20 protein-coding genes and 1 pseudogene are annotated in these 22064 nt (G+C 64.0%); 12 read left to right on the forward strand and 9 right to left on the reverse strand.

The genetic code is table 11. The features are described 5' to 3' along the window. Positions 1-64: 64 nt before the first annotated feature. Positions 65-1372 (reverse strand): hypothetical protein, encoded by a 1308-nt coding sequence (locus ACQR1I_RS04000; protein WP_434865866.1) that lies wholly within the window; start codon positions 1370-1372, stop codon positions 65-67. 310 nt (positions 1373-1682) lie between these two features. Between ACQR1I_RS04000 and ACQR1I_RS04005 the strand changes: the two genes are divergently transcribed. The 3 genes from ACQR1I_RS04005 (at position 1683) to ACQR1I_RS04015 (ending at position 3309) form a co-directional block, all read left to right on the forward strand. Further along, a complete protein-coding gene (locus ACQR1I_RS04005; RefSeq protein ID WP_434865867.1) occupies positions 1683-2183 on the forward strand; it encodes a GrpB family protein in 501 nt (166 codons plus the stop codon). 88 nt (positions 2184-2271) lie between these two features. Further along, positions 2272-2415: a hypothetical protein gene (locus tag ACQR1I_RS04010; RefSeq protein ID WP_434865868.1), complete on the forward strand. Its 144-nt coding sequence runs from the start codon at positions 2272-2274 to the stop codon at positions 2413-2415. 168 nt (positions 2416-2583) lie between these two features. Next, entirely contained in the window at positions 2584-3309 is a 726-nt protein-coding gene (locus ACQR1I_RS04015; RefSeq protein ID WP_434865869.1) for a hypothetical protein, read from the forward strand. Positions 3310-4095: 786 nt separating this feature from the next. Here the strand turns inward: ACQR1I_RS04015 and tnpC are convergent. The 5 genes and pseudogenes from tnpC to ACQR1I_RS04040 form a co-directional block, all read right to left on the reverse strand. Further along, positions 4096-5265 (reverse strand): annotated as a pseudogene (tnpC, locus tag ACQR1I_RS04020) (IS66 family transposase); the annotation flags it as partial. 69 nt (positions 5266-5334) lie between these two features. Then, positions 5335-5688, reverse strand: a complete 354-nt coding sequence (tnpB, locus tag ACQR1I_RS04025; RefSeq protein ID WP_434867912.1) for an IS66 family insertion sequence element accessory protein TnpB — start codon at positions 5686-5688, stop codon at positions 5335-5337. Further along, positions 5685-6071, reverse strand: coding sequence for an IS66-like element accessory protein TnpA (tnpA, locus tag ACQR1I_RS04030; protein WP_434867911.1), 387 nt, complete (start codon positions 6069-6071; stop codon positions 5685-5687). Before tnpA (ACQR1I_RS04030) ends, tnpB begins: the two co-directional genes overlap by 4 nt. A 271-nt stretch (positions 6072-6342) precedes the next feature. Next, complete coding sequence (gene tnpA, locus ACQR1I_RS04035) at positions 6343-6582, reverse strand: IS66 family insertion sequence element accessory protein TnpA (protein ID WP_434867910.1); 240 nt, start codon at positions 6580-6582, stop codon at positions 6343-6345. A gap of 643 nt (positions 6583-7225) precedes the next feature. After that, complete coding sequence (locus ACQR1I_RS04040) at positions 7226-8107, reverse strand: GNAT family N-acetyltransferase (RefSeq protein ID WP_434867909.1); 882 nt, start codon at positions 8105-8107, stop codon at positions 7226-7228. A gap of 202 nt (positions 8108-8309) precedes the next feature. On the opposite strand from ACQR1I_RS04040, the gene ACQR1I_RS04045 reads away from it, so the two are divergent. Further along, positions 8310-9233: a 2-hydroxyacid dehydrogenase gene (locus ACQR1I_RS04045; RefSeq protein ID WP_434867936.1), complete on the forward strand. Its 924-nt coding sequence runs from the start codon at positions 8310-8312 to the stop codon at positions 9231-9233. A 21-nt stretch (positions 9234-9254) separates the two neighbouring features. Here ACQR1I_RS04045 and ACQR1I_RS04050 read toward each other — a convergent pair whose 3' ends face one another. After that, on the reverse strand, positions 9255-10529 hold the full coding sequence (locus ACQR1I_RS04050) for an NAD(P)/FAD-dependent oxidoreductase (RefSeq protein WP_434867908.1): 1275 nt from the start codon (positions 10527-10529) through the stop codon (positions 9255-9257). A gap of 13 nt (positions 10530-10542) precedes the next feature. Then, positions 10543-11211, reverse strand: a complete 669-nt coding sequence (locus ACQR1I_RS04055; RefSeq protein WP_434867907.1) for a haloacid dehalogenase type II — start codon at positions 11209-11211, stop codon at positions 10543-10545. Between the two features lie 169 nt (positions 11212-11380). Between ACQR1I_RS04055 and ACQR1I_RS04060 the strand changes: the two genes are divergently transcribed. The 7 genes from ACQR1I_RS04060 to ACQR1I_RS04090 all read left to right on the forward strand — a co-directional run bounded on the left by ACQR1I_RS04060 (position 11381) and on the right by ACQR1I_RS04090 (position 19695). Beyond that, complete coding sequence (locus tag ACQR1I_RS04060; RefSeq protein ID WP_434867906.1) at positions 11381-12223, forward strand: GNAT family N-acetyltransferase; 843 nt, start codon at positions 11381-11383, stop codon at positions 12221-12223. A gap of 13 nt (positions 12224-12236) precedes the next feature. Then, the gene (locus tag ACQR1I_RS04065) at positions 12237-13613 is read left to right on the forward strand and encodes an aspartate aminotransferase family protein (protein WP_434867905.1); all 1377 of its coding nucleotides are present in this window, start codon (positions 12237-12239) and stop codon (positions 13611-13613) included. Positions 13614-13771: 158 nt separating this feature from the next. Then, complete coding sequence (locus ACQR1I_RS04070) at positions 13772-14491, forward strand: HAD-IA family hydrolase (RefSeq protein ID WP_434867904.1); 720 nt, start codon at positions 13772-13774, stop codon at positions 14489-14491. 51 nt (positions 14492-14542) lie between these two features. Continuing rightward, the gene (locus ACQR1I_RS04075) at positions 14543-16150 is read left to right on the forward strand and encodes an ABC transporter substrate-binding protein (RefSeq protein WP_434867903.1); all 1608 of its coding nucleotides are present in this window, start codon (positions 14543-14545) and stop codon (positions 16148-16150) included. Between the two features lie 84 nt (positions 16151-16234). Beyond that, positions 16235-17185 carry an ABC transporter permease gene (locus ACQR1I_RS04080; RefSeq protein WP_434867902.1) on the forward strand — a complete coding sequence of 317 codons (951 nt, stop codon included), beginning with the start codon at positions 16235-16237 and terminating at the stop codon, positions 17183-17185. Continuing rightward, positions 17182-18036, forward strand: a complete 855-nt coding sequence (locus ACQR1I_RS04085) for an ABC transporter permease (protein ID WP_434867901.1) — start codon at positions 17182-17184, stop codon at positions 18034-18036. Before ACQR1I_RS04080 ends, ACQR1I_RS04085 begins: the two co-directional genes overlap by 4 nt. Then, positions 18037-19695 carry an ABC transporter ATP-binding protein gene (locus ACQR1I_RS04090; protein WP_434867900.1) on the forward strand — a complete coding sequence of 553 codons (1659 nt, stop codon included), beginning with the start codon at positions 18037-18039 and terminating at the stop codon, positions 19693-19695. Positions 19696-19712: 17 nt separating this feature from the next. Here the strand turns inward: ACQR1I_RS04090 and ACQR1I_RS04095 are convergent, their stop codons facing one another. Beyond that, positions 19713-20189: an Lrp/AsnC family transcriptional regulator gene (locus ACQR1I_RS04095; RefSeq protein ID WP_434867899.1), complete on the reverse strand. Its 477-nt coding sequence runs from the start codon at positions 20187-20189 to the stop codon at positions 19713-19715. Between the two features lie 241 nt (positions 20190-20430). Here ACQR1I_RS04095 and ACQR1I_RS04100 point away from each other — a divergent pair, with 241 nt between their 5' ends. Further along, entirely contained in the window at positions 20431-21756 is a 1326-nt protein-coding gene (locus tag ACQR1I_RS04100) for an NAD(P)/FAD-dependent oxidoreductase (protein ID WP_434867898.1), read from the forward strand. Positions 21757-22064: the final 308 nt, after the last annotated feature.

Consider the following 22064-nt stretch of genomic DNA (forward strand, 5'->3'; position numbering starts at 1 on the left):
GCGGTCGGCCGCTTTTGACCCAGAGCAGACCTCCACCAAGCGCCAGCCGCCTGCTCTTTGGGCGTTAAGGCGTGGGCTTGGTCGCGGATCGCTTTCGGCACCGTAGGTCTACTCGACACCCCACGTTTTCGGCGACAGCAGTTCGACAGGCGGCTTGATCTCGTCCATTGTGACGGGACGCCGCGTAATGTGGATCGCGGTCCACTCCGAGGTAAGGGAGATGTCCCAAGAATTGCCTTTCCTTGAGCGCGATGCCATCTTTCGTAAGGCATGAAGAGGTACGGCCACCCGCAATTACGGGCATCATGTCAAACCAGCGACAGTTCTCGCCGAGCACTGTATCGGTCCGGTCCGGGATCAGTGGTCGAGGAAGCGCTGCCCAAAAATGTGCATCAATTCTTTCCTGCTCGGCGGAGGTGGGCACCCTTATGTCTATCCACAGACTCTGACGCGCGCCGGAGTCATCAGTCTCATACGTGGACCTTACTTGCCCGAAATCGTGTATGACATGGATCGTTCGCAGCTTGCCGGTGGTTTCCTTGGTGAACTCCCACGGGCCATGTCGGCGCACGGTGCGAATGACGCTCCCCTCTTTCCCGGGCGGCGACACGGTCTGCTCCAAGACGACCTCGTAATCCGATTTTTCCGGCGCGATTGGCGGCAGCGTATCGCGTTCGTCCGGCCAACTCGGTGCAAAGACAGAGCTCGGTGGACACGCGTCTTCCGGCGACACCGGCCGTCGCTCGATCTGCGTCGCCTCGGCTGATGAAATAACTTCGCGCGTGCTCGAGCTCAGCGACTTCTGCCAAAGCTCGATGCCGTCATCGCTGACGCAGCTCAAATGTACGGGTATGTCCCCCGTGGTCCGCGATACCTCCCAGACCGTGCAGGTTTCGCCGAGATGGGTCTGTCGTTCGCCGGTGTTGCGCGGCGCATATTTGGTGTCGGACGAGCGATACGGCCCACGCGAGAACGATCGACCGGGAGAGTCGACCAATATCGTTCCAACGTTGGTCAAGTAATATGCCACTGCCCCATACCCCGAGTCCGCCGATAACGATAACTCCGCGGTCACGGCAGCCCGGGTCCAGTCGCCGTGATGGAGCGTAATCTGGCGGCCCTTGCCGTACCATTCATGGGTCGCCATGGTCATGGCGTAGTCGGGGGGGATCACGCCAGGTGGCGTGAACGGCCCTTTGGTGGCAGCTGTCTTGGCGAGGCGGCAGACGATTGGTGACGCCAAACCCCGCAAGGCGTTCTCCCTAATGCATCGGTCATGGGTCTCCATCGTCATGGCGTAGCCGGAGAAACGCCCTTCGGCGGCAGCTGTGGTGGCGAGGAGGCAGAAGATTGCTGGCAACAATAACCGCAAGGCGTGCTCCCTCATGTATTGTAGCTACTCGACTTGTCGCGCGAATCGGCTTCGTAGCTGCAATGAAATCGTGGTTTGTCAGCGCTTCATTACAGTACAGGGCGGTCACTGAAGTGCTGGTGTTCGTATAATGCTATCACGGCCGGAGCGCTTGTGGCCCATCTCGGACCTGCCGGTCACTCCCCGCCATGTCCAGTCTCGAGGAAAAACCGGAAGTAAGCCGGCCGGAGGGCCGCTTTTTTGACCCCGAAACGGAAATCCGCCAACGCTTGTCGTTGTCCGGAGTCTATGTCTCGGCTAACGTTTACACATGCCGCTCACAAGCCCGATACGGCCTTACGATCCGAGGTGGCCGCAAGAATACGCGAACGAGGAAGCTCGCCTGCGACCTATCTTCGGCACGGCGTTGGTGGAAATCCATCACGTCGGGAGCACGGCCGTACCCGAACTGGCTGCGAAAGGTGAAATCGACATACTTGCGGTGATCAATCCCGGCGGCACGGTCGAAGATTGGACCCGATCGTTTGAAGGTTTAGGCTACCGACGCGGTGGTGACCTTTCCCAGGACCATCATTTCTTCAAACGCGATGTCGCCGGTGTGCGCACACACAAGCTCCATATCTGCCGGGAAGGTCACGCGCAAATCGCCAGAATGCTGCGTTTCCGCGAGCACCTGCGAAGACACCCAGCGTATCGGACGAGATACGAAGAACTAAAGCTTAAGCTCGAATTGGAGAATACTGGCGGCATTCAAGAATATCTCGCAGCAAAGGATCCATTCATCAGCGCAATTCTCGCTGGCCTCGACTGATGGTGGTTGGCTCTCGGAGCAAATTTGGAGGCGCCAATCCTGGAATGCGGCAAATCTCCTAATCGCAGGGGCGGGGGCGTATTTCGAGATGCGCACTGAGCTCGAGAACATCGATCAGCGCTTCGCCAAGATCGAGAACACACTGCAGCAACTTGCGAGTGTACTCGTGGCTGCCGCGCGTCAAGACGAGCGGCTGATCGCGATCGAGCCTCGGGTCGGCCGGCTGGGTTGACCGGCTGGAGGAAGCGCCGGGTAGAAAATAAGGTGTCGGCATTGGCGCCGGGAGAGTTTGGTTCGTAGGCCTCCCTCTCTCAGACCACGCGATGGGAGATTGATACTAATGGTAAAGCTCTTCTCGTTATGAGTACGCAGGGCGAGCTGAAGCCGAGGACGGGGCGGCATGTCGACAAAAATAGCGTCTGCGCTGCGCCTCTTCGCTGCGGCATCAATCGCGCTCTCCACCGCGAGTTGTTGGGGCTATGAAAGCTATCGCTACAAGCTGACACTTGCCGTCAACACGCCGGAAGGCGTCAAGCGGGCTTCGAGCGTCGTCGAGGTGATGTACGCGGATATCTGGCTCCCGGAGCGCGGCACCATGCATAAGCTCCGCGGCGAGGCCCTTTATGTTGATCTTGGTCCGGGCCGCAGGCCGCTGATTGCGCTTCTGACATGCGACCTTCATCCGCTCGACAAATCGCAGCGGCGCTGGACTCGCGATGCCGGGCCGGGCGATAATTTGCTTTCCGAACTGTATGGACCAGCGTTGCCGAACCTCCTGGAGGATGCAAAGCGTCTTTCGCGGGTGCGTGGTGCGCGACGGATTACCCCGTCCGACCTGCCGGATCTCGTGACGTTCGCCGATATCAACGATCCGAAGTCGGTGATCGAAGTCGATCCGACCGATCTGGCGGCTGTGCTCGGCCCAGACATCAGCTGGAACGAGCTGACGCTTGCGATGACCGATGAGCCGATTACGACTGGAATCGAAAGCAAATTGCCGTGGATCCCTGCTTACGAGGTCGGGATGCTCGATGGCGATCCGATCCGCATCTACAGCGAGACCTCGCTAGCAAATAAGCTGAGCGTGGCGAACTTCTATGAGTCGGTCGAAATCAAACTCAAGTGACGTGGGCGGGCAGGTCGGTCGGCTGGACGCGATTAGGCGCCGTCAGGAGCGGCTTTGCGGCTAGAGCCGGCGTTAATGCGTCACGCCACGTCTGTAATCGGTTCGGCCGCTGGTAGGGGAAGTGTTCTCTGCGGCAAAATAGCCCTGAAGGGCTCATTCACGCATCCAACATCGATGCGAAATGCGCGTCGCCGAATCTTGCTCAAGCCCCTGACACCAAAGGGTTTAGAAACCGCACTGAATCGGCGCAGTCCAGAGTCCGGAGAAAAACCGCCCGTTCGGAGAAAAATCGGCCCTTCGCCTGTTTTCGCCGTCAGAGACTAAAATGAAGAAAGCCGGCAAATTCTGGGGCTTTTTCGCCGACGACATAGCCCGGGAGAACCGGCGCCGCCGGCCATTCTGGCGGCGGGAGCGAGCCCCGATCCGAAATCTCTCTTCGCAAGCAGTCGCGTCGCCGCGCAATTGAGCGCAAACATCTCCAGCCTATGGAGTGGAGACATCGACCGTTCGCCGAACGACAGGATCGTGGAAACGATCACCAAGGTGCCGCCGTAGAGGCGGCTGATCAATTGGAATAGCAGTCAGCCGGCGGATTGAGCGAACGGCAGATAACGACCGCGGAAATCCGAGGTTTTCTGTGGGGGCCCCACTCGGCTTGTGGCGAGGTTGTGGTGTTTATGACTAAGTGGCAGCCTGCTCCTCTAACAACCGGGAACGAGTCGCCCGGCGAGTATGGTTGCCTGTACGCCCGAACAATTTGGTAGCGAAATCCAGGGCATGTTGACCGAGCTGAGCATCAAGCAAGACGTTCAGCGCGTCGACGATCGGCTTGGAGAAGGTCCTGCGTTCGGCAAGACAATAGTCAGGCGATTGGCCGCGGATGCGCGCCTCGATCGCATAGAGCTCGCCGATCCGGCGCAGGGCTTCTGTTGCCACAGGAGAAGCGGTGGCTTCTGCCACATCGTAGAACTTGCGTCGCGAGTGGCTCCAACACGTCGCGAGCGTGATGCCCTCCTTGTCGGCCAGCTGCTCGAAGCCAGCATATCCGTTGACATGCAGGATGCCCCTGAAGGCAGTAAGATGTGCGACCGGTCGCTCCGCCTTGCGATACGGAGCGAACAGGTAGATGGCAGCCGGAGGTTCGGGTCCGCTCCACGGCCGTTTCTCGCGGGCGTACACCCAAAGCCGTCCCGTCTTGGTTCGTCCGCGGCCAGGATCGAGTACCGGGATCGGGGTGTCATCGGCAAAGAGATGGTGGGAGCCGAACACGTTCTTGCACAGCCGTTCGTGCAAGGCCTCGAGCCACCAGCATGCGCCGCCAACCCAGCCGGCGAGCGTCGAGTGGCAGAGATCAACGCCATGACGGTCGAAGATCTGCGACTGCCGATAGAGCGGAAGGTGATCGCAGTATTTGCTGATCAACACGTGCGCGAGCAGCGCCAGCGTCGCCAGACCGCCAGCGATCAACCGCTCCGGCGCGCCGGCTTGCACGACCTTGTTGCAGGCTCGGCAGGCGTATTTGGGTCTGGTTGTACGCACGACGCGAAGCTGAGCTGGGACCCAATCCAGCATCTCGCTGACGCTCTCACCAATCAGATGGAGAGCGACGCCACAGCAGCTACAGACCCGGTCTTGCGCGTCGAGCAGAACGTCTTCGCGTGGCAGATGATCGGGCAGCGGACGGCGTCGCGGCGTAGATTTGGCTTCCGGAGTGGCCTTCGGTTGCGCTTCCTCGACGCGGCCAATGTCGCTGTCGAGATCCTCCAGACCGAGTGCAAGCTGGTCGGGATCGATGCGCTCGGAGCTGCGGCCGAACTGCATTCGTTGCAGCTGTTTGATGATGGATTTGAGCCGCTCGATCTCGGTGTCGCGATGGTCGATCGCAGCAGCAATGTCGCGCACCAGGCGCTGCAGAAGCTCAGGATCGGATGGGAGATTGGTGAGATCGAGCTGCATGTCCGATGGTACTCGAACACGCCGATTCGTAGAAGAATCGCAACTCAGTTCAGCACTAAATTTTGCAGATCACCCTGCAATTGCCGGCTTCCAGACACGCTCTGGCGCGCGCCAGTCGATGCCTTCGATCAGCATCGCGAGTTGCGCTGGCGAAAGCGTGATCGAGCCATCATAGCCCGCCATAACGGGCCACACGAAGCCGCCCTGGTCGATGCGTTTCGTGAACAGACAAAGCCCGTTTCCGTCCCAGAACAGGACCTTCAGGATCGATGCCTTTTTGCCGCGGAAGGCAAACAGATGACCGGAGAACGGGTCCTTCTTCAGCGTGTCCTGGACCAGCATGGCGAGCCCATCCATGCCTTTGCGCATGTCGGTGTAGCCGAGCGCCAGGTGCACCTTCACGCCTGCAGGAACGAACATCATGATGCTGTCTCTCCGCCTTCGATCTGCGCTCGCACCGCCTCCGGATCGCTGCCGGCGGGAGCGAAGACACGCCGTCCGTCTGCGAGGTCGACAGCCATCATTCCCTCTGGTGGACGCACCAGATCACGCAGGGCGCGTGCGGCGGGCATGTCGTCGGGCAGCACGACACGGGCGAGCTTGGAGCGCTTCTTTTGCGCGATGTCGAACTGCGCGCGCCAGCGGAACAGCAGCCCGGTGACGATGCCGTGCTTGCGCGCGACGGCAGAGACCTTGGCGCCTGGTAGCTCGGTTTCCTTGGCGATCGCGAGCTTTTCCTCGTCGCTGAAGAAGCGGCGGGCTGGCATTTTGCGCGCGGTCGGATCGCCGATCTCGGCGGCTGTCAAGCGGCGTTCGGGCTGTGAGTTCCTAGCACTAGTGCTAACGGCGGGACGGGCGGAGGGATGAAGATGGGCACGCCAGTCGATCGTGACCTCGCCGGCGGCCAGTCTGTCGCGCCATTTTGCGCAGCGAATGCGGCGACAGCTGCATCGCCGAGGCGTAGGCGCGGAGCTCCATTCCACTCCAGTTCAGTGCCTCGACGTGCATCGCCCAGAATGCCTGGGACGCCCGATTGCGCACATCCGAGGTGACCGTGAACCTGCGCTGCTTCTGCTTTCAGAGCGCCTTTTCCCGCTCTTCCCGGGCGCGCTCGCGGCGCAATTCCATCTGATATTTCTCGAGCTTAAGCGCAGTCTCATTGCCGGCCAGCCGCTTCAGCCAACGCCGCAGAGTGTTCTCGGTCAGACATTGTTGCTGGCAGTATTTGCGGATCCCGAGACCGCTGCGACGCCACGCTTCGATGTGCAGCGACCACCATTCGCGGCGCGCTCTGTTCTCGAAATGTTTGAATCCCACCGGAGATTCTCCACAGCAGCAGAGAACTCGAAATGGAACGACAACACACGAGGGGGAAGGCGTGCAGAGACCGGACGGTTACAGACGCCCGATTACTCCGGCAAGATAAAAGCGGCTCGCCTGTTGATCAGCAAGCCATTGACATGGCTTGCGTTCAATCGTGCCGGTCGGTCGGAGCGCGTGCCGCCATTGAGCGTTTCGCAAGCAAATTCAAAGGTTATTTCGGCACGGATCGTACTGTGGCGAGCTCCAGCGAAGAATCGGATCGACTTCCGCGTCGGAGCGACCGCCCGTCCCCCAAGTCCCAAGTGGGTGTCCACATGCTTCGCAGCCACGGCAACGAGGCGGTGCTCATCATCGCTAAGACATGGTTGGCCAGATCGGGCATCCGGCCGCGAATAACGGGCTAAAAAGATCGCTCGGTTCCAAATCCACCCTGGATGTCCGTCGACCAGCCGTTGGAGCGCGTTCGCGCAATAAGAGCTCGAAACATTCGGCTTGTATGGTGGTGATAGGCGAGCTCGCCTCCGCCATCGATAGCCGCCGCCGTCGCTTCCTGGACCCATCGGCGTGCGTCCTGCTGAGCTTCGACCGCAAGAGGCCCGAATTCGTTGATCGATTAAGAGGCTTCATCTGACGCTCACTAGCCGAAGGCCTGGCTCACCACGGCATAGCTCTTCTGCGCGCGGGTGCTGTCGGCGTTGTGCCGCAACGACATCGTCGTCACCGTGTCATGCAGCGCGAGGCCGGCGCGGGCGATGAAGGCGCGGAAGTCGTCGCCCTCACTGTGCGTGTCGATCCGCAGGAACTGGCGGGCATTGGCCGCGACGTGCGGCGCGACCACCGCGATCGCATCTTGGTCGGACGCGGCCACGACCGGTCCAATGACATGGCCGCGTCCGAACCGCCGGCACAAGGAGAAGGCGGCGAGTCGTCCGGATCGTAACAGGCCGTAGCCGGTCGATTGCCGGAACAAGGCCGTGATCAGCTCGGTCCTCGCCACGCCGTAGGCGCGCGCGTCGGCTTCGATGATCACGGGCAGCTCGAGCTCGCTCAGCCGTCGGACGTCACCGCTGTCCACTGCGGCCGCGGCAGCGCCGATGGCGCGCCCCTGGCATTGGTACAGGGTCTTGTCCCGCTTGAAGTCGAGCGACCGGTACAGCCGGTAGGCGGCGTGGGTCGCGTTCAGTCGCAGGCTGCGTTCGCCGCAGGCCGCGATCAACTGCGTCATCAGCCAATGGCCGGTGCCGAGCGCCTGCAGGCGAGGCGAGGTGATGACCATGCCGACGGCTGCGAAGCCTTCGGTGTAGGGAAACCACATTGCCGATCCGCACAGACGACCGATCTCGTCCAGGGCCACGAAGCCGCGGCCCAGGCTGCGCATCAATTGCCAGTCCTCGGCCCGATGCGGCCAGCGCACCGAAACCGACAGTGCCAGCAGCTGCGCGACATTGACTGTGGCAATGTCGGCAAGTCGCATCTCGAACACGTCGATGGCCCGAGACTCGACGCAGGGGTCATCCATGGTCGTATTCCCCGTCAGTTGCACCGGCCGTCGCCCTGGCGTCAGCTGGCCGCATCGGCGTTTTGCGGACAGATCCGCGCAACAATCCACTCAATCCTCGTCCGCATTCGGCATGGAATACGTGCTCGGCGCCGCTAGCATGGCGGATGCTGACGGAAGCCGGCTCGTGATGGTTCGGCCGGCCCGCTTTAGAATGACGGCCATGACGTTTCTCTTCAACTCCGATGCCGAGCGCGGCGCGATCTTTCGCAAGGTGCTTGCGCGCGAGCTGCCGGATCTGCCGTTCGAGATCGATCCCGCCAGGGTCGATCCCGATGCTGTCCGCTATATGATCACCTGGCTGGTGCCACCGGACCTGAGCATCTACCACAACCTCGAGATCCTGTTCTCGATCGGCGCCGGCATCGACCAGTTCAACGCCGCGGCGGTCCCCGCAGCGGTCAAGATCGTCCGCATGGTGGAGGACGGCATCATCCGGATGATGCAGGAATACGTCACGCTGGCGGTGCTGGCGCTGCACCGGAGCTGGCCGGTGTATCTCGATCAGCAGCGGCAGCAGCTGTGGCGCGCGGCGGCGCAGCCGCAGGCGCACGACCGGCGCATCGGCGTGCTCGGCTTGGGCCTGTTGGGGCAGGCGGTGCTGGAGCGGCTGAGGCCGTTCGGCTTCCCACTGGCGGGCTGGAGCCGCAGCCCGCGCGCCATCGATGGCGTGACCGCGCATCATGGCGCCGACGGTCTCGATCGGATGCTGGCGACCACCGACATTCTGGTTTGTCTGCTGCCGCTGACGGATGAAACACGCGGGCTGCTGAACGCCGAGCTGCTTGCCAGGCTGCCGCGCGGCGCCGCGCTGGTGCAGACCGGCCGAGGCGCGCAGCTCGACCAGGCGGCGCTGCTCGCGGCGCTGGACAGCGGACAGCTCTCGGGCGCCGTGCTGGATGTCACCGATCCGGAGCCGCTGCCGTCCGACCATCCGCTGTGGCGGCACCCCCGCGTGCTGATCACGCCGCATGTCGCCAGCGTCACGCAGCCGGAGACGGCGGCGCTGGCGGTGGCCGAAAACATCAGGCGGCATCGCACCGGGCTCGATCCGGTCGGTCTCGTCGATCGCAGTCGCGGCTATTGATGGCCGGCGCTTCCTCACGGCTCAGCGGATCCAGTCCAGGGTCTTGTAGTACGCGCCGACGAACGGCAGGAACCAGGGCTTGCCGAAATGGCCGGGCACGACCGGCCAGGGGGCGTCCTTCATCGGGTTGCGATCCGGACGGCCGAGCATGGCGTCGGCCATGATGGTGCCGAGATGGGTCGAGAGCTGCGCGCCGTGCCCGGAATAGCCCATCGCGTACCACACGCCGTCCTGGCGGCCGGCGCGGGGATAGCGGTCCGCAGTCATGTCCACCAGGCCGCCCCAGCAATAGTCGATAGCGACGCCCGTGAGCTGCGGGAACATCCGCAGCATCGCCGCCTGCAGGATGGCGCCGCTCCTGGCGTCCGACTGCTGATCGGAGGTGGCCGAGAAGCGCGCGCGGCCGCCGAAGATCAGGCGGTTGTCCGGCGACAGGCGGAAGTAGTTGCCGATGTTCATCGAGTTGACATAGGTGCGGTGTCCCGGCAGCACCGACGCCGCCTCGGCGGCCGTCAGCGGCCGCGTCGCGATGATGAAGCTACCGACGGCAATGATGCGGCGGCGGAAGTAGCTGAAGTGGGCCGGCGTGTATGCGCCGGTGGCGAGCAGAATCTGATCGGCATGCAACGTGCCCTTGGCCGTGGTCAGGCGGAAGCCGTTGGCGTCCCGCACCTGTTCGGTCACCGCGGCCTGTTCGACGATCACGGCGCCGCGGCGGCTCGCGGCCGTGGCGAGGCCGGCGGCAAAGCGGCCCATGTGCATCATCGCGCTCTTCTTGAACAGCATGCCGCCGTGGAAGGGCGAGCCGATCTCGGATGTCAGGTCTTGGGCGGAGAGCAAGGCGGTGTCCGGATCGACCTCGCGGTTGATGGCGTCGAAGTTCCTGGCGATCGCATCGAGATGTCCGGGTTTGGAGGCCAGCTTGAGCTTGCCGCAGCGGCGGAAATCGCAGGCGATGTTCTCCTCGCCGATCAGGCGCTCCAGCGTATCGATCGAGGCGTCGAACGCCTTGTAGAGCGCAATGGCGCGCTCGGTGCCGAGCTCGGCCTTCGCGGCGAGATAGCTGTGCGCCAGCCCGTTGTTGAGATGCCCGCCATTGCGTCCCGATGCGCCCGCGCCGACAGCATCGGCCTCGAGCACGATCACCTTGGCGCCCGCCTTGGCGAGCTGCAGTGCGGCGCCAAGCCCGGTGAAGCCGCCGCCGATCACCGCGACGTCGTAGCGCCCCTCGACAGGCCCGCTATGGCCGCCGGCAAAGGCGGTCGCCGTGTCGCGCCAGTAGGAGACGTATTTCATTGCGGCACTCTTCTCAGAGACCGAACACGCCCGGCAGGCCGGAAATGTTCTTGATCTCGGTGTAGCCGTAATAGGGATTGGCCGGCTCGTGACCGCGATTCACCCAGACCTTGCTCTTGATGCCGAGATCGTGCGCCGTCATCAGGTCGTAGCGGAACGAGGAGGAGCAGTGCGTGATGTCCTCCGGGCCGCAGCCGAGCATGTCGAACATGTATTCGAAGGCGCGCATCCGCGGCTTGTAGGCCTGTGCCTGTTCGGCCGTAAGCACCGCATGGAACGGCGCGCCGAGCTTGGCGACGTTGGAAGGAATCTGCGCGGTCATGGCGTTGGAGAGAATCACGAGCGGGATCTCCTTGGCCACCTTCGCGAGCCCCGCCGGTACGTCCGGATGCGGCCCCCAGGTCGGCACGCGCTGATAGACCATCTCGCCATGCTCCGGCTTGAACGGGATGCCGATCTTGCGGCAGCTGCGCGCCAGCGAATTACCGACGACATCGGCATAGGGCTTCCAGGGACCGAGGATCTCATCGAGGCGGTAGGCGGCAAAGACCCGGATGAACTCTGTCATCGCCGGCTCGGAGAGCAATGCGCCGTAGAGATCGCGCGCCGCCTCGGCCATCTCGAAATTGGTCAGCGTGCCGTAGCAGTCGAAGGTCACATATTTCGGGCGAAAGCGGCTCATGGATCCTCATGCCGGTCATGGTCTCGGCGTTAGATGATAGGCCGGCCGGCCAGCATAAGATGCGGCTTTGCCACGGTCCGGCGGCGGAAGATGTCGTCGGCGTCATGACCTTCAGACGATCTGCTGGGCGCGGCTCGCCCAGACTCCTGCACAAACTGGAGTGCATGACATGATGTCCGACGCCGCGAGCCTCATCGCTTTTAGCGGGGATCACCTGGACGCCGCGACGCGGCTGTCGCAGCAGGCGCGCTGGCCGCACCGCCGCGAGGATTGGCAGATGGCGCTGGCGCTGAGCCAAGGCTGTGTGGCGATCACCGGGGATGGCCGCGTGATCGGAACCGTGCTGATGACGCCGTATGGAAGCAGCGCTGGGACCATCAACATGGTCATCGTCGACGAGGCTGAGCGCGGGCGAGGGCTGGGCCGGCGGTTGATGCAGCAGGCCATGACGCTCGCCGGCGACCGGCGGCTGCAGCTCGTCGCGACTGAGGATGGCCTGCCGCTGTATGAGAAGCTCGGCTTCCGCCGGACGAGCGAGATCGTGCAGCACCAGGGGCAGCTTGCGGTTGCGGTGGCGCGGCCGCAGGGCGTGCGCGCTGCCGCGGCAGATGAGATCACCGCCATTGCTGCCCTCGATGCGGCAGCCTTCGGCGCCGTTCGCAGCGATTTGATCGCCCATGTCGCGTCGCTCGGCGCGTTCGCGCTGCTCGAACGGGGTGACCGGATGGCCGGCTTTGCCGCGCTACGCCGCTTCGGTCGTGGCCTCGTGATCGGACCTGTCGTCGCCGCCGATCTCGACGACGCCAAGGCGTTGATCACGTATTTTCTCGCCGGGCGGCAGGCCGAATTCATCCGCGTCGACACCGGCATCGAGACCGGCCTCGCGCCGTGGCTCGGCGGTCTCGGCCTCGGTCACGCCGGCGGTGGCATCGTCATGCATCGGCCGGCGGCGAACGACAGCACGCGGCGGTGCCCGACCTCATTTGCCTTGGCCAGCCAGGCGTTCGGCTGAACTGGAGATCATCATGCTCAGCAATTCGCTCATCGAGCTCGACCGCGCTCATCTCGTGCATCCGGTTGCGTCCTATCGGGGACACGAGGCCGCCGGCGCGCGCGTTCTGGCGTCTGCCAAAGGCGCCATTGTCACCGACGCCTCCGGTCATCAGCTGGTCGACGGCTTTGCTGGCCTATGGTGCGTCAATGCCGGCTATGGCCATGACAGCATCGTCGAGGCGGCGGCGCGTCAGATGCGCGAGCTGCCTTACGCCACCGGCTATTTCAGCCTTGCGTCGGAGCCAGCCATTCGGCTGGCGGCGGCGCTGGCCGAGCGGGCGCCGGGCGATCTCAACCACGTCTACTTCACGCTCGGCGGCTCCGATGCCGTCGACAGCACCGTGCGCTTCATCCACTACTATTGGCATGCCAGGGGGCAGCCGCAGCGCGACCAGTTCATCACCCTGCAGCAGGGCTATCACGGCTCCTCGACCGTCGGCGCGGGGCTGACCGCGCTGCCGGCCTTCCACACCAATTTCGGTGTGCCGCTCAACTGGCAGCACAAGATTCCCTCGCACTATTCCTACCGCAATCCTGTCGGCAGTAACGCCGATGCAATCATTGCGGCGTCACTCGCGGCACTCGATGCCAAGATCACCGAGGTCGGTGGACCGGAGCGGGTGGCCGCGTTCTACGCCGAGCCGATTCAGGGCTCCGGCGGCGTCCTGGTGCCGCCCGATGGCTGGATGAAGGCGATGCGCGAGCGCTGCCGACAGCACGGCATCCTGTTCGTCGCCGACGAGGTGATCACCGGCTTCGGCCGCACCGGACCGCTGTTCGCCTGCTCGGATGACGACATCGTTCCGGACCTGATGACGGTGGCCAAGGGACTGACGTCTGGCTACGTGCCGATGGGGGCCGTGCTGATGTCCGACCATGTCTATGGCGTGATCGCCGACGGGGCAGGGAGCTCGGCCGTGGGCCATGGCTATACCTATTCGGCGCACCCGGTGAGCGCGGCCGTCGGGCTTGCCGTGCTCGATCTCTACGAGAACGGCCTGCTGGAAAACGGCCGCCGCGCCGGGGCCCGGCTGATGGCGGGGTTGCGCGCGCTGCAGGACCATCCTCTCGTCGGCGAGGTCCGCGGTCGCGGCCTGCTGGCGGCGATCGAGCTCGTCACCGACAAGGAGAGGAAGACGCCGCTGCCCGCCAGCGCCGAGCCGGCGCGCCGAATCTTCGAGCGGGCCTGGGCGAACGGTCTCGTCATCCGCGCCTTCCCGACCGGTGTGCTCGGCTATGCGCCACCGTTGTGCTGCAGCGATTCCGATATCGACGCGATCATCGAGCGCACCGCGCGAACGCTCGACCAGACCTTGGCCGATCCGGATGTGCGCCAGGCGATGGCGTGAAAGCGGGCTCGCGCCGCTCATTGTGTGAGCGGCAGTTCCGAAATGTCGGCGCCGTCGTCTATTCGAAATTTTGTGCCGCCGTCTCCCCGCGATTCGGAAGTTTTCGCCTGACCGCGGCCTCACACTAGGACAACGAACCGGACGACCGGACCCCCAGGATGAGCAGCATGGATCTCGCCCAATTCAGGTATCTGACCTTCGACGTGGTCGGCACGCTGATCGACTTCGAAGGCGGGATCGTTGCCAGCCTCGGCGAAATCGCTGCTGAAGCGGACAAGGTGATCGATGGTGAGCAGGCGCTCAGCCTCTACCGCGCTGCACGCTATGCCGCCGACGCCGACCGTTTTCCCGACGATCTCGTGCGGGTCTATGACATTATCGCTCCCCAGCTCGGTCTGCCCAGGCAGACCGCGCTCGGCGAGCGTTTCCGGGATTCCGCAGCGCGTTGGAAAGCCTTTCCCGACAGCGCCGCAGCGCTGGCCCGCCTCGCCAAACGCTACCGGCTGATTGCGATGACCAATGCGCGGCGCTGGGCGCTGGATCATTTCGAGCGCGAGCTGGGCTCGCCCTTCCACGCCAGCTTCACGGTCGACGACACCGGGACCGAGAAGCCGGACCCCGCCTTCTTCACCCAGGTGTTCGACTTCGTCACGCGCGAGGGAGGGACGACCTCGCAGATCCTGCACGTTGCACAGAGCCAGTATCACGACATCGGCATCTCCCGGCAGCTCGGCATTGCCAACTGCTGGATCGAGCGGCGCCACGACAAGCAGGGCTATGGCGGCACTATCGCGCCGGCGTCGTTAACCAAGCCGGATTTCCATTTTCACTCCATGGCGGAGCTGGCCGACGCCGTCGACCACGTGCCTGCGACATGACGAGCCGCTGACGAGTTCATTCTGCCGGATCGCAAACAGGGGAGGGATGACATGAACGACGAGATCACCAACTGGACTGCTGATGATGATGGGCTGGTCGAGGCGGCGATCCGGCGGGGCGCGTCGCGCCGTGATCTCCTGAAGATGATGCTGGCCAACGGCGTCGCGCTCGCTGCCGGCAGCACCATTCTCGGTCGCGCCGAGCGCGCATTCGCGGCGGCCCCGAAGAAGGGCGGTTCGATCAAGGCCTCGGGCTGGTCGACCTCGACGGCCGATACGCTCGATCCGGCCAAGGCGTCGTTCTCGACCGATTATGTGCGCTGCTGCTCGTTCTACAATCGGCTGACCACGCTCGACAAGAGCGGCGCAGCACAGATGGAGCTCGCGGAATCGATCGAGTCCCAGGACGCGCAGACCTGGACCGTGAAGCTCAAGAAGGGCGTCACCTTCCATGACGGCAAGCCGCTGACGGCTGATGACGTCGTGTTCTCGCTGAAGCGGCATCTCGACAAGGCGACCGGCTCCAAGGTTGCCAAGATCGCGGCGCAGATGACCGGCTTCAAGGCGGTGGACAAGACCACCGTCGAGATCACCCTGGCGAGCCCCAACGCCGACCTGCCGATGATCCTTGCGCTGCATCACTTCATGATCGTCGCCGACGGCACCACCGACTTCTCCAAGGGCAATGGCACCGGCGCCTTCGTCCGCGAGGCGTTCGAGCCCGGCGTGCGCTCCATCGGCGTGCGCAACAAGAACTACTTCAAGGACGGTCCCTATCTCGACCAGATCGAGTTCATCGCCATCACCGAGGAGAATGCGCGCGTCAACGCGCTGCTGTCCGGCGACATCCAGCTCGCCGCCAGCATCAACCCGCGTTCGCTCCGTCTCATCGAAGGCAAAGAGGGCATTGCGCTGTCGAAGTCGACGACCGGCAACTACACCGACCTCAACATCCGCCTCGACATGGCGCCGGGTGACAAGAAGGACTTCATCGACGGGATGAAGCACCTGGTCAACCGCGAGCAGATCGTCAAATCGGTGCTGCGCGGCTTCGGCGTCGTCGGCAACGACCAACCGGTCTCGCCCGCCAACTTCTTTCACAATCCCGATTTGAAGCCCAAGCCGTTCGATCCTGACAAGGCGAAATCGCTGTTCCAGAAGGCGGGAGTGCTCGGTACCTCGATCCCGGTCGTGACCTCGGAAGCCGCGAACTCCGCGATCGAGATGGCCATGGTGATCCAGGCCTCGGCGGCGGCGATCGGCCTGACGCTCGACGTGCAGCGCGTCCCCTCCGACGGCTATTGGGACAATTACTGGCTGAAGGCGCCGGTCCACTTCGGCAACATCAATCCACGCCCGACGCCGGACATCCTGTTCTCGCTGCTCTACGCCTCCGAGGCGCCGTGGAACGAGAGCCGCTTCAAGTCCGAGAAGTTCGACAAGATGATGCTGGAGGCGCGCGGCCTGCTCGACCAGGCCAAGCGCAAGCAGATGTATGCCGAGATGCAGGTGATGATCGCGGAGGAGGCGGGCACCATCATCCCGGCCTATATCTCCAACATCGACGCCACCTCGTCCAAGCTGAAGGGCTTGGAGCCGAGCCCGCTCGGCGGCATGATGGGGTATGCCTTCGCTGAATATGTCTGGTTCGATTCGTGAATGCCCGAGGAGACGCTGGGCGCCCGCCATGAGCGGGGCGCCCCAGCGGTCGATGGTCTCTGATCAGTCTCGCGGGCGCACAGTTTGAAACATCGGATCGCCTCACTCATCCTGTCCCGGCTGGCCATCGCGCTGGTCACTGCGATCATTGTTTCATTCGCCGTGTTCTTCGCCACCGCAATGCTGCCGGGCGATACCGCAACGATCCTGCTCGGCCAGGCCGCGACCCCGGAGGCGGTCGAGGGCCTGCGCAAGGCGATGCATCTGGACGATCCCGCGATCTTTCGCTTCCTGCGCTGGCTCGCCGGGGTGGTGCATGGCGATCTCGGCGTCTCCTACGCCAACAACATGCCGGTCGCGAAGCTGATCGGCGGGCGGCTCGTGAATACGCTCAAGCTCGCCGGCCTCACCGCCATCATCTCGGTGCCGCTGGCGTTGACGCTGGGCATCACCGCGGCGATGCTGCGCAACACGCTGTATGACCGCTGCCTTACCATCGGGACCATCGGCGTCGTCTCGGTCCCGGAGTTCATGATCGCGACACTGGCCGTGCTTCTGTTCGCGGTCTACCTCAACTGGCTGCCGGCAGTGTCCTTCACCAGCGACATCCGCACCGCCTATGATTTCGCACGGGCCTATGCGATGCCGGTCGTGACGCTCACCATCGTGATCTCGGCACAGATGATCCGGATGAGCCGGGCGGCTTTGGTCGAGACCCTGAACACGCCCTATGTCGAGATGGCCCTTCTCAAGGGCGCCTCGCGCGGCAGGCTCGTGCTCCGTCACGCGTTGCCCAATGCGCTCGGTCCGATCGTGAACGCGGTTGCGCTGTCACTGTCCTATCTGCTGGGCGGGGTGATCATTGTCGAAACCATCTTCAACTATCCCGGGATCGCCAAGCTCATGGTCGATGCGGTGTCGACCCGCGACCTGCCGCTGATCCAGAGCTGCGCCATCATCTTCTGCTTCGGCTATCTTCTCTTGACCACCACGGCCGACATCATCGCCATCCTGTCCAATCCGAGGCTGCGATGACCGGCGTCGCGAAATCTGTCGTCCGCAGGTCCAGGCTCGGCTATCGCATCAATGCCGTCGGCGTTGCGGGGACGCTGATCGTCCTGGCCTGGATCGTGGTCGCGCTTGCCGCGCCTTACATCGTTCCATATCCGGTCGGGGACATCGTCGACACCGACTATTTTGGTCCCATGAGCCGCGAGCTATGGCTGGGCTCCGATTATCTCGGCCGCGACATGACCTCGCGCATCCTGATGGGCGCGCGCTACACGCTCGGGATTTCCATCGCTTCCGTCATCATCGCCGGCGTATCGGGCGTCACGCTCGGCATGATCGCGGCGATCACCGGTGGCGTGGTCGACATGCTGCTCAGCCGGCTTCTTGACGCGCTGAACTCGATTCCGAGCAAGCTGTTCAGCCTCGTCGTGGTCGCCGCCGTCGGCTCGTCGATCCCCGTTCTCATCGTGACCATGGCCGTGATCTACATTCCCGGCGCCTATCGCTTCGCCCGCGCCCTCGCGGTCAACATCAACACCATGGATTTCGTCGTGGTCGCCCGCATCCGCGGCGAGAGCCTGTTCTATCTGATCCGCGCGGAGATCCTGCCCAACATCATCGGCCCGGTGCTGGTCGATCTCGGCCTGCGCTTCGTCTTCATCGTGCTGTTGTTGTCGGGGTTGTCCTTCCTCGGCCTGGGCGTCAAGCCGCCTTATGCCGACTGGGGCGCGCTGGTGCGCGAGAACATCGGCGGGCTTCCCTATGCCGCGCCGGCCGTGATCTTTCCGTCTCTGGCGATTGCAAGCCTGACCATCGCGGTGAATCTGCTGATCGACAATCTGCCGAGCAAGATCCGCGACCGGGAGGCGTCGTAGATGACGAGCCTGGTCCAGATCCGCGATCTTCGCGTCGAGGCCACCACCGATTCCGGCCGCACCATCGAGATCATCAAGGGCGTGGATATCGATATCGCCGAGGGCGAGATCGTCGCGCTGATCGGCGAGAGCGGCTCCGGCAAGACCACCATCGCGATGACCCTGATGGGCTACGCGCGCGCGGGCTGCAGGATCGTCGGCGGCTCGGTCGCGATCGACGGTGTCGACCTGATCGGGCTGTCCGAGAAGGAGAAGGCGGCCGTGCGTGGCGCGAAGATCGCCTACGTGCCGCAGAGCGCGGCTGCCGCGTTCAATCCCGCGATCCGCATCATGGAGCAGGTCATCGAGGTCGTGCGCATCCACGGCATGATGCCGCTCGAGGAGGCGCGCACCAAGGCTGTGGCGCTGTTCCGCGCGCTGTCGCTGCCCAACCCCGACACGATCGGCGAGCGCTATCCGCACCAGGTCTCCGGTGGCCAATTGCAGCGTCTTGCTGCAGCCATGGCGCTGATCGCGAGCCCCAAGGTGCTGATCTTCGACGAGCCGACCACGGCGCTCGACGTGACGACCCAGGTCGAGGTGCTGCGCGCCTTCAAGTCCGTGATCTCGGCGCACCGTATCGCCGGCATCTATGTGTCGCATGATCTAGCGGTCGTCGCCCAGATCGCCGACCGCATCGTCGTGCTGAGGAATGGGGAAGTGCAGGAGACCGGCACGACCGCCGACATTCTCGAGCGCCCCCGGCATCCCTACACGCAGCAGCTGCTCGCCGCAGTCGCGCCGCAGCATCAGCCACGACCGGATGCCGTCGATCCCGCCGCGGCCGAGGCGTTGCTCGAGGTCCACGAGGTCTCCGTCGGCTACGGCCCGCTGCGCTCGGACGGCCAGCCGGCCATCGTGGCGGTGGACGGCGTCAGCCTGCGCGTGGCGCGCGGACGCAATCTCGGCATCATCGGTGAATCCGGCTGTGGTAAGTCGACGCTCGCGCGCGCCATCGCCGGCATCCTGCCGCCGTTCGCTGGCGGCGTCGTGTTCGACGGGCTTGAGCTCGGGCGCAGCGCGCGCAGTCGCAGCCCGGATCAACTGCGCCAGGTGCAGATTGTGTTCCAGCATGCCGACACCGCGCTCAATCCGGCGCATACGGTCGAGGACATTCTGGGGCGGCCGCTCACCTTCTATCACCGCATGCAGCGCAAGCAGCGCGCTGTCCGCATCGACCAGTTGCTCGACATGGTGAAGCTGCCGCGGAGCTTGCGGCTGCGCCGCCCGGCCGAGCTGTCCGGCGGACAGAAGCAGCGCGTCAATTTCGCCCGTGCGCTGGCCGCCGATCCCAAGCTGATCGTGTGCGACGAGATCACCTCGGCGCTCGACACCGTGGTCGCAGCGGCGGTCATCGATCTCCTCAAGGAGCTGCAGCGTGAGCTCGATCTCGCCTATGTCTTCATCAGCCACGATCTGTCGGTGGTCGAGGCGATCTGCGACGACATCGTCGTGATGTATCGCGGCCGCAAGATCGAGCAGATCACGCCCGAGGCCATGGCGCGGCCGGAGCATCCCTACACCCAGCTGCTGCTGTCCTCGGTCCCGAAGCTCGATCCGGCATGGCTCGACAATCTGCGGCAGGATCCTGAGCAGGTCCGCGCCTATTGTCAACGCTGAGCGGGCACCGCCGCAGCCTACACGTCGAACAGGCTGGTCAGCGGCAGATAGGGCTTGACGATCGGCGACTTCAGCACGACGAAGCTGAAATATTTCTCGATGCCGATGTCCATGTCGGTCAACCGCTCCATGATGGTCTGATACTCGCCGATCCCCGCGGTGACGAACTTCATCATGTAGTCGTAGCCGCCGGAGACGAGGTGGCACTCGATCACCTGGTCGATCTTCTCGACCGCGGCGAGGAAGCGGGCGAAGTCGATCTGGCGGTGGTTCTTCAGGGTGACCTCGGTGAACACGGTCAGCGTCTGGCCGAGCTTCGAGACGCAGATCTGCGCCGAATAGCCTTCGATGTAGCCTTCCGCCTGCAGCTTCTTCACCCGCATCAGGCACGGGCTCGGCGACAGGTTGACCAGCTCGGCAAGCTCCACATTGGTGACGCGGCCGTTCTTCTGCAGTTCGTGCAGGATCTTGATGTCGATGCGATCGAGCTTCATGAAGCCAGGGTCCCGAGTGACGACGCGTCCTGTCCGCATTACAGCAGAAAATTCTGCCGCTGTGCTCATCGAACTTCGCCAAAGCAAGAATGAGGCCGCATGAGGCTGATTTATGCAATGCAAAACAATACGCCGAAGGCGCGGTGGCTCGTAGCATCAAATGCTGCCCGACTACCAAATCCGGCGTCTCCCGCGCCCGATACCGTTCTAGCCTGATGCTGCCGAACGTTGGAGAGACCGCATGCCCGCCCCGCTGATGCACGTTGAAACATCGCCAACGCTGCCCGGGCGCGCAGATGCCGTGATCATCGGCGGCGGCATCGTCGGGGTGTTCGCCGCCTATTACCTGGCGCGGCGCGGGCTTGCGGTGGCGCTGATCGAAAAGGGGCGGATCGGCGCCGAGCAGTCGAGCCGCAACTGGGGCTGGTGCCGGCAGCAGAACCGCGATGCGCGCGAGCTGCCGATGGCGACCCTGAGCCTCGATCTGTGGGAGCGCTTCACGAGAGAGGCCGGCGATGCAACCGGCTTCTCCCGTTGCGGACTGTTCTATCTCAGCAACGACGAGGCGGAGCTTGCCGGCTGGGCGCGCTGGGGCGAATTCGCCAAGACCGCCGGCGTCACCACGCACATGCTGGACAGTCGGCAGGCCAGCGAGCGCGGCGCGGCCACCGGGCGCAGCTGGAAGGGCGGCGTCTTCTCGCCGACCGACGGCACCGCCAGCCCCGCCGATGCCGCGCCGGCCGTGGCGCGCGCGATCATGACGCAGGGCGGCACGGTGCATCAGATGTGCGCCGTGCGCGGCGTCGAGACCAGCGGCGGCCGCCTGTCGGCCGTGGTCACCGAGCGCGGCACTATCCGCACGCCGCTGGCGGTGCTCGCGGCCGGCGCCTGGACTTCGTCATTCTGCCATCAGCTCGGCGTTGCGCTTCCGATCGCCTCGATCCGTGCCTCGGCGCTCGCACTGTCGCCGTCGGCAGAGCCTCTGCCGCCGGCGCTGCATACCGCAGCCGTCTCGATCACGCGGCGCGGCGATGGCGGCCATACGCTCGCGATCAGCGGGCGCGGCCGCGTCGATCCCACCTTGCAGCAGCTGCGCTTCGCACGGCACTTCCTGCCGATGTTCGCCAAGCGCTGGTGCAGTTTGCTGCCGGGCGGCCTCGAGGGGCTGCGAGCGGGTCATGAAACTGTCACGCGCTGGCGGCTCGACAGGCCTACGCCGATGGAGCGCAACCGGATCCTCGATCCAGCGCCTGACATGGCGAGCATCCGTCTCACTCATGCGCGCGCGCTCGAGCTGTTGCCGGCGCTGCGCCGCACCCAGATCACAGCGAGCTGGGCGGGCTATATCGACTCCACGCCCGACGGCGTGCCCGCGATCGGCGAGCTGACGCAGCTGCCCGGTCTCATCGTGGCCGCGGGCTTCAGCGGTCACGGCTTCGGCATCGGCCCCGGCGCCGGGCATCTCATCGCTGACCTCGTCTCCGGCCGCGCGCCGACCATCGATCCCGCGCCTTATGCGCCTGGCCGTTTCGCTGACCACGGCGCCACCAAGGTTGCGGACTTCTGACGGACTCCGGCGAGCCCCGTCCGTTGTCAGCCACCAACAAACTAATAACCGGACTGATGATGACCGGCGTGTCCGAAATCCGGTGTCCTGTCCTTGCTTCGTCAAGTCTCGCGCGAAGCCGTCGCCCAGCGAAATCAGCGCAATGTCGCACATCGACGCAGCCGAGCTGATTGTGGCTGCGATGAGCGGCTGCTCAAGCGTTCCTCAGGCGGATGATGCAGAGTTGTGCGATTGCATCGCGCTGATGCAGGCGAGCCGAAGCATTAGCGGCGCTTATATCCGGAATTTTTGCTTCCAATTTTACTTCG

The organism is Bradyrhizobium sp. HKCCYLS2038, from assembly GCF_051167655.1.
Lineage (GTDB): Bacteria > Pseudomonadota > Alphaproteobacteria > Rhizobiales > Xanthobacteraceae > Bradyrhizobium.